Raw genomic sequence first — 11,269 nt, forward strand, 5'->3', positions numbered from 1 at the left:
CCCGCCGAGGGTTGCGCCTGACCCCAGTGAGCGCGGCGGCCGGCTTCCCGGCCGCCGCGGTTCTTTCCTGATGGAGCACAATTGGACGATCTGATCAAATACGCGCCTGACCTGGCGATGGGCTTCCTCAACAACGTGAAGCTCTCCCTGGTCATCGCGGTCTTCGCATTGATCGTCGGGACGATTCTGGCGGCCATGCGAGTCTCGCCCACGCCGGTGCTGCGCGCGGCGGGCGCGGCCTACGTCAACGTGGTGCGCAACACCCCCCTGACGCTGGTGCTGGCCTTCTGCTACCTCGGGCTGAGCGACACGCTCGGCCTGATCTTCTCCACCGAGGACCCGCTCGCCAACTCGTTCTGGCTGGCGGTGCTCGGCATGTCGGCCTACACGGCGGCGTTCGTTTGCGAGGCGCTGCGCTCCGGCATGAACACCGTGCCGATGGGCCAGGCGGAGGCGGCCAGGGCGATCGGGCTGACGTTCCTCCAGTCGCTGCGGCTGATCATCCTGCCCCAGGCGTTCCGCGCGGTCATCGCCCCTCTGGGCAGCGTGCTGATCGCCATGATCAAGAACACCACGGTCGTCGCGGCGGCCGGTTACACGGTGGACGTGTCCAACATCATGAAGACGACGTTCGACGACACCGGCGTGTCGATCCCGATCTTCCTCGGGATCGTCGCGGCCTTCCTGGTGCTGATCCTGCCCATCGGCTACTACACCGGGTGGCTGGCCCGGCGGCTGGCGGTGGCCCGATGAGCCACGCGTCCGTCCTGTTCGACGCGCCGGGCAGGCGCGGGCGACTGCGCAACCATCTGCTCACCGGCGTCGCCACCCTGGTGCTGCTGGCGATCGCCGCCTGGGCGATCATGAAGCTGAACGAGAAGGACCAGTTCGCCGCCGAGCGCTGGACGCCGTTCTTCGACCCGCTCACCTGGAGCGAGTCGATCGTGCCCGGCCTGCTGGGCACGTTGCAGGCGGCGGTGCTGGGCGCGGTCTTCGCGGTGCTGTTCGGCGCGGTCTTCGGCATCGCCAGGCTCTCCGACCACAAGTGGATCAGACGGCCGGCCGCCGTGATCGTGGAGCTGTTCCGCGCGATCCCGCTGCTGCTGCTGATCTTCTTCATCTGGTACCTGTCGCCGACGATGTTCGGCGGCGGCGACTACGCGCTGTTCGCGATCGCGCTGGGCCTGACCCTGTACAACGGCTCGGTGCTGGCCGAGATCGTCAGGGCGGGCATCCTGGCCATCCCGCGCGGGCAGTCGGAGGCGGCGTACGCGATCGGCCTGCGCAAGAGCGAGGTCATGCGGATGATCCTGCTGCCGCAGGCGCTGACCGCGATGATGCCGGCGGTCGTCAGCCAGCTCGTGGTGCTGCTGAAGGACACCGCCCTCGGTTACTTCATCGTCTACACCGACCTGCTCAACGCCGGGTTCAAGATCCTGCCCGCCGTGTACCCGGGGACGAAGCTGACCTCGGCCATCGTCATCGGCGTGATCTACATCGCGATGGCCATGGCGCTGAGCTGGTTCGCCACCTGGCTGGAGAAGCGCAGCCGCCGCAGCCGCAAGATCGCGACCGGCCCGATCGAGCCGCCCGGCGCGGTGGCGGGTGTGCCCGCTCCCGCGGGCGGAGCCGGAGGGGCCTGACGGCGTCGTTCTCGTGATGTGAGCCGGTCACCGCGCAGTGGGCCGGTGGCCGGAGTGGGGTGGTCGCCGTACGTGGGTGATCGAGTCGGGGTGGTCATCGATGTCAGGTGACCACCCCGCACTCTTCGTGATCTTCCGGCAGGATGCGTCTATGCCCTTCTGGCGCTCCCCCATCTCGACCGCCGACGTAGCCCGCTCGGGCCGGCGCGTCGGCTGGCCCACCGCGCTCGACGGCCAGGTGTGGTGGACGGAGGGCCGTCCCGACGAGGGCGGGCGCACCACGATCATGCACCGCGCCGCCGACGGCGCCCTGCGCGAGCTGCTGCCGGCCCCGTGGAGCGCCCGCACCCGCGTGCACGAGTACGGCGGGCGCCCCTACGCGGTGACGCCCGAGCACCAGGTGGTCTTCTCCTCCCTCGCCGACCAGCGGCTCTACCTGCTGGGCGAGGAGCCCGTCCCGCTGACCCCCGAGGGCGACCGCTACGCCGACCCGCTGGTGCGCGACGGCCGGGTGTGGTGCGTACGCGAGCGGCACGCCGACGGCGGCAAGGTGAGCCGGGCGATCGTCTCCATCCCCCCCGACGGCGGTGAGCCGCGCGAGTGGGTCACCGGTGGCGACTTCTACGCGGCTCCCGCGGTCTCCCCCGACGGGCGGCAGCTCGCGTACGTCACCTGGAACCATCCGCGCATGCCGTGGGAGGGCGCCGAGCTGCGCGTCACCCGCCTGGCCGACGGTCTTACGCGGACCGTCATGGGTGGCCCGGCGGAGTCCGTCCTGGCCCCGGTCTGGAAGGACGACGAGCGCCTCTACGTGATCTCCGACGCCTCCGGCTGGTGGAACCTCTACGAGGCCGGCCTGGACGGCGCTCCGCCGAGGCCGCTGCATCCTCTCGACGAGGAGTTCGCCTGGCCGCCGTGGACGCTGGGCGGCCTGCCGTACGCGGTGCTCGCGGACGGGCGGCTGGCGGTCCTGCACGGGCGCGGCGACCTGAGGCTCGGCCTCCTCGACCCCGCGAAGGGCACGCTGGAGGACCTGGAGCTGCCGTGGGACGGCTGGCAGCCGGCGCTGGCCGCCGAGGGCACGTCCGTCGTCGGGGTCGGCCACGGACCGGCCGTGCCCGCGACGGTGGCCCGGATCGACCTGGCCACGGGCGCGGCCGAGGAGCTGAGGCGCGACATCGACGACCTGCCGGACCTGGCCTGCCTGCCGGTCCCCCGGCCGGTCGAGATGGGTCACGTGCACGGCTTCCTCTACCCGCCGACGAATCCGGCCGCCGACGACTCCGAGGACGCGCCCCCGTACGTGATCTTCGTGCACGGGGGGCCGACGGCCCATTCGGGCTCGGCGCTCGACCTGGAGAAGGCGTACCTCACCTCGCGCGGCATCGGCGTGCTCGACGTCAACTTCGGCGGGTCCAGCGGCTACGGCCGGGCCTACCGCGAGCTGCTGAAGGGCCGGTGGGGCATCGTTGACGTCGAGGACACGATCGCCGCGGCCCAGTGGCTGGCCGCCGAGGGCCTGGCCGATCCGCGGCGCATCGCGGTGCGCGGCGGCAGCGCGGGCGGCTGGACCGTGATGGCGGCGTGCTGCCGTTCCGACGTGTTCGCGGGCGGCGTGTCCTACTACGGGGTCAGCGCGCTCGCCCCGCTGAACGCCCACACCCACGACTTCGAGTCCCGCTACGTGGAGTGGCTGGTCGGGCCCGAGGACCCGGCGCTCTACGCCACGCGCGAGCCGCTCGCGCTGGTGGACGGGGTGTCCTGCCCCATGCTGCTACTCCAAGGGCTCGACGATCCGGTGGTGCCGCCGGAGCAGTCCGCCGCGTTCGCGGACGCGCTGGCCGAGCGCGGCATCCCGTGCACCTACCTGGCCTTCGAGGGCGAGTCGCACGGCTTCCGCCGCACCGAGACGCGGGCCGCCTCCCTGGCCGCTGAGCTGGCCTTCTACCAGCAAATCTTCGGCTGAGTCACGGTCTCTCACGGATCTCGCACACAACCCGTATCACTCGGGGGTCGCTACTCAACATCGGTTGAGTAACCGTCCTCGACACCAGGCCCTCCCCGGTGGGTTGCTCGAATGTGGGGCGCGCTTCGCGGCCACGACGCGCGCCCCACGGCCAGCCATACATCCCATCTCGGCAGAGGGAGGGCCAGATGGCCAGCTTGCGCCATCTCAGCATCACCGTGGCGGTCGCGGCAAGTCTGCTTGCCGGCGCATGCGCCACACAGACCGGGACGAACACCTCACCGTCCCCGTCCCAGAACGCGGGTGCCCCGGTCTCCGGCGGCACACTCAGGCTGGTGGGCGGCGGCGACGTCGACCACCTCGACCCCACCAGCGCCTACTACACGGTCACCAGCGGCATCATGCGCGGCTACGCCCGCCAGCTCTTCGGGCTGAACGGCGTCTCCAAGGAGGCCGACACCACCAAGGGCTTCGCGGTGGTGCCCGACGTGGCCACCGAGGTGCCGACCGCCGCCAACGGCGGCATCAGCGCCGACGGCCTCACCTACACCGTCAAGCTGCGTGACGGCGTCCAATGGGACACCCAGCCGCCGCGGCAGGTGACCGCGGGCGACTTCGTGCGCGGCTTCAAGCGCATCTGCAACCCCGTCGCGGGCGCGGGCGCGCCGGGCTACTACACCAGCACGATCAAGGGCATGGCGGCCTACTGCGCCGACTACGCCAAGGCGTTCGAGAAGGCCAAGCCCACGGCGGCGGCCCTGGCGGCCTTCCAGAACTCCCACGAGATCGCCGGGGTCAAGGCCCAGGACGACAGGACGATCGTGTTCACGCTGGTCCAGCCGGCGGGCGACTTCCTCAACATCCTGTCGCTGAACTTCTCCTCGGCCGCGCCCGCCGAGTACGACCAGTACGTGCCGGACGACGCCACGTTCCGCCAGCACGTCATCTCCGACGGCCCCTACCGGATCACCCAGTACGTGGCCACCAAGTCGATCCGGCTGGAGAAGAACCCCGCCTGGAACCAGGCCGCCGACCCGATCAGGCACCAGTACGTCAACGCTGTGGACGTCAAGATGGGCGTCACCGAGCCCGACGCGGTGCAGCAGCAGATCGAGGCGGGCAGCGCGGACCTGGCGTGGGACCTGCCGGTGCCGACCGCCCAGATCCCGCGGCTGAAGAGCGGCGACCCCGACTTCAAGATCTTCCCGGGCGCCGTGACGAACCCGTACATCGTCTTCAACCTGCAGAGCAAGAACGCCGGCGGCGCCATGGGCAAGCTCAAGGTGCGCCAGGCCATCGAGTACGCGGTCAACAAGGTCGCCATCGCCAAGATCTACGGCGGCGCCGACGTCGCGACCGCGCTGCACACGGCCATCCCGCCGGGCAACATCGGCTACCAGGAGTACAACCCGTACCCCACCTCCGGTGACCAGGGCGATCCGGCCAAGTGCAGGCAACTGCTGGCCGAGGCGGGCTACCCGGACGGGCTGACGCTCGTCGGCGCGTTCCGCAACGCGGGCAACCACCCCGCCAACTTCCAGTCGTACTCGGCCGACCTGCAGAAATGCGGGATCACCGTCAAGGGCCTGCCGGTGCGGCAGGGCGACTACTACGGCGCGTTCCTGCAGAACCCGTCGATCGCCAAGGCCAGCAAGTGGGACATCTCAGCCCCCGGCTGGGTGCCCGACTGGTACGGCAACAACGGGCGCGCGGTGTCGCAGCCGCTGTTCCAGACGAACTGCAACCCCGGCACCAGCAACTACGGCTGCTACAGCAACCCCAAGGTGGACGACCTGATCAAGCAGGCGCTGGCCGAGCCCGACCAGGCCAAGGCCGCCGCGCTGTGGCACCGGGTGGACCAGACGGTGATGGGCGACGCGGTGATCGTGCCGCTGAACAACCAGAACACGCCCATCTACAAGAGCAAGCGGGTGCAGAACGCGCTCTACCTGCCCGCGTTCCAGCTCTACGACATCACCAACCTCTGGCTGAACCCGAACTCACCATGACGGTGCGGCGCCCCTCCGGGGGCGCCGCGAGGGGGACAATCATGTCGTTGCTCGAGGTGACCGACCTCCAGGTGCGATTCCCCACCTCGGACGGCCTGGTCCAAGCGGTGCGCGGGCTGTCGTTCACGGTCGAGCGCGGCCGGACGCTGGCGATCGTCGGCGAGTCCGGAAGCGGCAAGACCGTGAGCACCCAGGCCGTGCTCGGCCTCTCACCGGGGGCCGACATATCCGGCACCGCCCTGTTCGAGGGCGTGGACCTGCTCAAACTCGATCACGAACAGCTGCGCCGCATCCGCGGGGCGCAGATCAGCGTCATCTTCCAGGACCCGCTGACCAGCCTGCACCCGCTGTACAAGGTGGGCTGGCAGATCGAGGAGCTGATCCGCGTCCACCGGCCTGACACGAGCCGGGCCGAGGCCCGCAGACGCGCGGTCGAGCTGCTCGGCCTGGTCGGCATCCCGCGACCGGACCGGCGCGTGGACGACTACCCGCACCAGTTCTCCGGCGGCATGCGGCAGCGGGCGATGATCGCCATGTCGCTGGCGCTGAACCCGAAGCTGATCGTCGCCGACGAGCCCACCACCGCGCTCGACGCCACCGTCCAGGCGCAGATCCTGGAGCTGATCGGGCGGGTGCAGGCGGAGTTCGACATCGCGCTGATCCTGATCACCCACGACCTGGGCGTGGTGGCCGGGATCGCCGACGAGGTGCTGGTCATGTACGCGGGCCTGGTGGTGGAGCGGGCCGGCCGCCGCACGCTCTACTACCGGCCGCACCATCCGTACACCAAGGGGCTGCTGGAGTCGATCCCCGGCAGCTCGGGGGCCCGGAACGGGCGGCTGCGCCCCATCTCCGGCTCCCCGCCGTCGCTGATCGCGATCCCGCCGGGGTGCGCCTTCCATCCGCGCTGCCCGTACGCCATGCCGGTCTGCGCGGCCGAACGACCGCCGCTGTCCAGGGTGACCGGCACCGCGTCCGGCGGGACGGCCGGCGACGGTGACCACGCGTCCGCCTGCTGGCTGCCGCACGAGGCGGTCGGGCTCGGCCCGGACGCCGAGGCGCTGCGGCTGCGGGCGAAGGAGGCCTGATGCTGCTCGAGGTCGACCACGTCGTCAAACACTTCCCGATCACCACCGGCATGCTCGTCAAGCAGACCGTCGGCCACGTGCGCGCGGTCGACGGGGTCAGCTTCGAGCTGTCGCCCGGCGAGACGCTCGGCCTGGTCGGCGAGACCGGCTGCGGCAAGTCCACGCTCGCCCGGTGCGTCGCCGGGCTGCACCCGATCACCTCGGGCAAGGTCCGCTTCGACGGCGACGACATCACCAACCTGCCCCGCCCCCGGATGCGAGCCTACCGGCGCGACATCCAGGTCATCTTCCAGGACCCGTACGGCTCGCTGAACCCGCGCCGGCGGGTCGGCTCGATCATCGCCGACCCGCTCGTCGTGCACCACGTCAGCAGCGGTCCCGCGCTGCGCCGCACCGTCCAGGAGCTGATGGAACGCGTGGGGCTCAACCCCGAGCACTACAACCGCTTCCCCGCCGAGTTCTCCGGCGGGCAGCGGCAGCGGATCGGGGTGGCGCGGGCGCTCGCGCTCCGGCCGCGACTGATCATCTGCGACGAGCCGGTGTCGGCGCTGGACGTGTCCATCCAGGCGCAGATACTCAACCTGCTGAAGGACCTCCAGGACGAGTTCGGGCTGACGTACCTGTTCATCGCGCACGACCTGTCGGTGGTGCGGCACATCAGCGACCGGATCGCGGTCATGTACCTGGGGAAGATCGTCGAACTCGCGGGGGCCGACGAACTTCACCGGCATCCCCGGCATCCGTACACGAACGCGCTGCTGTCGGCCACGGCCGTGGCCGACCCGGACGAGGCGGCGCGACGGCGGCGGATCATCCTCGTGGGCGACGTGCCCTCGCCGATCGACCCGCCGCCAGGGTGCCGGTTCCACCCGCGCTGCCCGAAGGCGGGCGACCGCTGCACGGTCGAGGAGCCGCTGCTGAACCCCGGCGACCACCAGGTCGCCTGCCACTTCCCGGTCTCGGCCGGCGAGGACCTGACCGCTCCCCGGTCGAGGGGGTGGACGCCGTGACCCTCACCGAGATCAGGCCGGACGCCGTCACCGACCGGACCATCTCCGGCCGCAGTCCCTGGCAACTGGCCTGGGCCAGGATCAGGACCGACAAGGTCGCGCTCGTCTCCGGGCTCGTCGTCGTCCTGCTCTGCGCGCTGGCGCTGGCCGCCCCGCTCATCGCCGCCTGGAACGGCCACGGCCCCGACGACCAGTTCCGCGACACCGGCATCACGGCGCAGGGGCTCCCGGTGGCGCCGAACGGCACGTTCTGGTTCGGCACCGACCGGCTCGGCCGCGACCTGTTCATCAGAGTCCTGTACGGGGCGCGCGTGTCACTGCTGGTCGGCGTGGTGGCCACCGGCCTGGCGGCGCTGGTCGGCGTCATCGTCGGACTGCTGGCCGGGTACTACGGGGGCGTCATCGACACCGTCCTGTCCCGGCTGATGGACGTCGTGCTGTCGTTCCCGTACCTGATCTTCGCCATCGCGGTCGTGTCGATCGCCGGGCCGTCGCTGACCGCGACGATCGGGGTGATCGCCTTCTACTCGTGGGCGGCCATCGCGCGGGTCGTCCGCGGCCAGACACTGTCACTGAAGGAACGCGAGTACGTCGAGGCCGCCCGCTCCATCGGCTGCGGCGACCTGCGGATCATGTTCGTCGACATCCTGCCGAACCTGCTGGCCCCGGTCATCGTGCTCACCACGTTGCTGGTGCCGGCGGCCATCGTGTTCGAGTCGACGCTGTCGTACCTGGGGCTGGGCATCGTGCCGCCCACCCCGTCGTGGGGCAACCTGCTCAGCGAGGCGCAGGGGTTCTATCGGGTCGCGTACTGGTACCTGGGCTTCCCGGCCGCGACCCTGCTGATCACCACTCTCGCGTTCAACCTGGTCGGCGACGGCATCAGGGACGCCATCGACCCGCGCATGGAACGACTGTTCAGCCTGCGCCGCCGTCGCCGGCGCCGCTCCGGGGGCCACCACTCCAGGGCCCGCCACTCCGAGGCTCGCCGCTCCGAGGCCCGCCACTCCGAGCGCTCGAAGGAGGCGTGATGCTGCTGCGCAGGTTCCTCGTCCGTCGCGCGCTGCTCGGCGTGCTCGTGCTGTGGCTCGTCACGCTGGGGACGTTCCTGCTGTTCTTCGTCGCCCCCAGCGACGCCGCCAGGACACTGGCCGGCCGCCAGGCCACCCCCGAGCAGGTCGAGCTCATCCGCCACAACCTCGGCCTGGACCGGCCCATCCTGGTCCAGTACCTGGACTACCTCGGCCGGCTCGTCCACGGCGACCTCGGCCAGTCGTACTTCTCCGGCGAGTCCGTCGGCAAGCTCCTGGCCCAGGACTTCCCGCCCACGGCCTCACTGGTGCTCGGCGGCGCCGTGATCTGGGTCGTGATCGGCGTGGGCGCCGGGGTCGTCAGCGCCACCCGGGCGCGCTCCCTGCTGGACCGGTTCGTGACGCTGCTGGCGCTGGCGGCCGTCTCCATGCCGACCTTCGTGGTCGGGCTGTTGCTGCTGTACTTCCTGTTCTTCCAGCTCACCATGGCCGGGGCGCCGGTGCTGCCGCCCGACTCGTACGTGCCGTTCACCACCAGCCCCGGCGAATGGGCGCGCCACCTGGTGCTGCCCTGGGTCACGATCGCCATGGTCCAGGCGGCCTCGTACGTGCGGCTCACCCGCGGGTCCATGCTCGACGTGCTCGGCGAGGACTACATCCGCACGGCCCGCGCCAAAGGCGTCCCCGAGGGGCGGATCATCTACCGGCACGGCCTGCGGGCGGCGCTCACACCGGTGGTGACGCAACTCGGGGTCGACGTCGGAACGCTGATCGGCGGGGTGGTGGTGACGGAGTCGGTGTTCGGGCTCGGCGGGATCGGGCAGGCGGTGGTGCAGGCGTTCGTCAGCGGCGACCTGCCGGTCATCATGGGGGTCGTCGTGCTCGCGACCACGGCCGTGGTGGTGGCGAACCTGCTGGTGGACATCGCCTACGGCCTCCTGGACCCCCGCATCCGCCTGGCCTGAATGTTCCCGCCCCGGCCCGAACTCGGCGGCCCGGGACGGAGGCTCATGAGCGCGGTGCGGCCGGGACGGAACCTCCCTCCCGCCCCGGCCACACCGCCAAGCCTCAGACCGCCAGAGGCCGCGCATACCTCGGAACAGACCAGCAGAAGCTGCTCCGCTCAGCGGGCGAACTCGGTGGCCCTCGACTCCCGCACAACGGTGATCCGGATCTGCCCCGGATACGTCAGCTCCTCCTCGACCTGCTTGGCCACGTCCCGGGCGATCACCTGCGCCTGGATGTCGTCGATCGCGTCAGGCTTCACCATCACCCGGATCTCCCGCCCGGCCTGCATGGCGAACACCTTCTCCACCCCGTCGTACGACTGCGCGATCTCCTCCAGCCGCTCCAGCCGCTTGACGTACGCCTCCAGCGACTCGCGCCGCGCGCCCGGCCGGCTGCCGCTGATCGCGTCGGCCGCCTGCGTGAGAACCGCCTCGACCGTGCGTACCTCGACCTCGTTGTGGTGCGCCTCGATGGCGTGCACCACGTCCTCCTGCTCGCCGTAGCGGCGGGCGATCTCCGCGCCGATCAGCGCGTGGCTGCCCTCGACCTCGTGCGTCAGTGCCTTGCCGATGTCGTGCAGCAGGGCGCACCGCTTCATCAGCGGCTGGTTCATCTTCAGCTCGGCGGCCATGATCCCGGCGATGTGCGCGGACTCGATGAGGTGCTTCAGCACGTTCTGCCCGTACGAGGTCCGGTACCTGAGCTGACCGAGCAGCAGCGTCAGCTCCGGATGCATGTCGGTGATGCCCAGCTCGACCAGCGCGTCCTCACCCGCGCGGGCGCACAGGTCCTGCACCTCGGCGCGGCTGCGGTCGTGCGCCTCCTCGATGCGCTGCGGATGGATCCGCCCGTCGAGCACGAGCTTCTCCAGCGTCAGCCGGGCCGTCTCCCTCCGTACCGGGTCGAAGCACGACAACAACACCGCTTCCGGCGTGTCATCGATGATCAAATTGACACCCGTCGTCGACTCGAACGCCCGGATGTTACGCCCCTCGCGGCCGATGATCCGGCCCTTCATCTCGTCGCCGGGCAGGTGCAGCACACTGACCACCGACTCGGCCGTCTGCTCCGCCGCCACCCGCTGCACGGCCAGTGTCACGATCTTGGTGGCCCGCTTCTCGCCCTCCTTGCGGGCCTCGCCCTCGATCTCCCTGATGATCAGCGCGGCCTCACGCTTGGCCTGGTTCTCGATCTCGCGTACCAGCTCGCCCTTGGCCTGATCGGCGGTGAGCCCGGCGGCCCGCTCCAGGATGACCCGCCGCTCGTCCTCGACCTGCAGCAGCTCCGCCCGCCGGTCGGCCAGCTCGACCTCGGTCTCGGCCAGCTTGCGGTCGCGCTCGCCCTGCCGTCTGGCCTCCTCGTCCAGCCGCTGCTCGCGCTCGGCCAGGCGTCCTTCCCTGCGTTCGAGGTCGGCCCGCAGCTCCTTGAGCTCGGCCTTGAGTATCCGGCCCTCTTCCTCGACCTCGGCGCGCATCCGCGCCGAACTCTCCGCCGCCGCCTCCGACCTGCGCAGG

Annotated in this window: 9 protein-coding genes; 8 read left to right on the forward strand and 1 reads right to left on the reverse strand. The window is 70.7% G+C overall.

Features of this window, described 5'->3' with window-relative positions:
* Positions 1 to 117: 117 nt before the first annotated feature.
* From KME77_RS25165 to KME77_RS25200, 8 genes are all read left to right on the forward strand, one after another.
* The gene (locus tag KME77_RS25165) at positions 118 to 753 is read left to right on the forward strand and encodes an amino acid ABC transporter permease (protein ID WP_219471421.1); all 636 of its coding nucleotides are present in this window, start codon (positions 118 to 120) and stop codon (positions 751 to 753) included.
* A complete protein-coding gene (locus KME77_RS25170) occupies positions 750 to 1,643 on the forward strand; it encodes an amino acid ABC transporter permease (protein ID WP_219471415.1) in 894 nt (297 codons plus the stop codon). The genes KME77_RS25165 and KME77_RS25170 overlap by 4 nt, the downstream gene beginning before the upstream one ends.
* Before the next feature lie 151 nt (positions 1,644 to 1,794).
* On the forward strand, positions 1,795 to 3,609 hold the full coding sequence (locus KME77_RS25175; RefSeq protein ID WP_219471416.1) for a S9 family peptidase: 1,815 nt from the start codon (positions 1,795 to 1,797) through the stop codon (positions 3,607 to 3,609).
* A gap of 188 nt (positions 3,610 to 3,797) precedes the next feature.
* Positions 3,798 to 5,618, forward strand: a complete 1,821-nt coding sequence (locus KME77_RS25180; protein WP_219471417.1) for an ABC transporter substrate-binding protein — start codon at positions 3,798 to 3,800, stop codon at positions 5,616 to 5,618.
* 41 nt (positions 5,619 to 5,659) lie between these two features.
* Positions 5,660 to 6,706 carry an ABC transporter ATP-binding protein gene (locus KME77_RS25185; RefSeq protein ID WP_219471418.1) on the forward strand — a complete coding sequence of 349 codons (1,047 nt, stop codon included), beginning with the start codon at positions 5,660 to 5,662 and terminating at the stop codon, positions 6,704 to 6,706.
* Positions 6,706 to 7,716 carry an ABC transporter ATP-binding protein gene (locus KME77_RS25190; RefSeq protein ID WP_219471419.1) on the forward strand — a complete coding sequence of 337 codons (1,011 nt, stop codon included), beginning with the start codon at positions 6,706 to 6,708 and terminating at the stop codon, positions 7,714 to 7,716. Before KME77_RS25185 ends, KME77_RS25190 begins: the two co-directional genes overlap by 1 nt.
* Positions 7,713 to 8,747, forward strand: a complete 1,035-nt coding sequence (locus tag KME77_RS25195; protein WP_308250891.1) for an ABC transporter permease — start codon at positions 7,713 to 7,715, stop codon at positions 8,745 to 8,747. Before KME77_RS25190 ends, KME77_RS25195 begins: the two co-directional genes overlap by 4 nt.
* Positions 8,747 to 9,712 carry an ABC transporter permease gene (locus tag KME77_RS25200; protein WP_246610708.1) on the forward strand — a complete coding sequence of 322 codons (966 nt, stop codon included), beginning with the start codon at positions 8,747 to 8,749 and terminating at the stop codon, positions 9,710 to 9,712. Before KME77_RS25195 ends, KME77_RS25200 begins: the two co-directional genes overlap by 1 nt.
* Before the next feature lie 158 nt (positions 9,713 to 9,870).
* On the opposite strand, the gene rny is transcribed toward KME77_RS25200, so the two are convergent.
* On the reverse strand, positions 9,871 to 11,269 hold a 1,399-nt coding region (rny, locus tag KME77_RS25205), incomplete at its 5' end, for a ribonuclease Y (RefSeq protein ID WP_246610709.1).

Source organism: Nonomuraea rhizosphaerae, from assembly GCF_019396405.1.
Lineage (GTDB): Bacteria > Actinomycetota > Actinomycetes > Streptosporangiales > Streptosporangiaceae > Nonomuraea > Nonomuraea rhizosphaerae.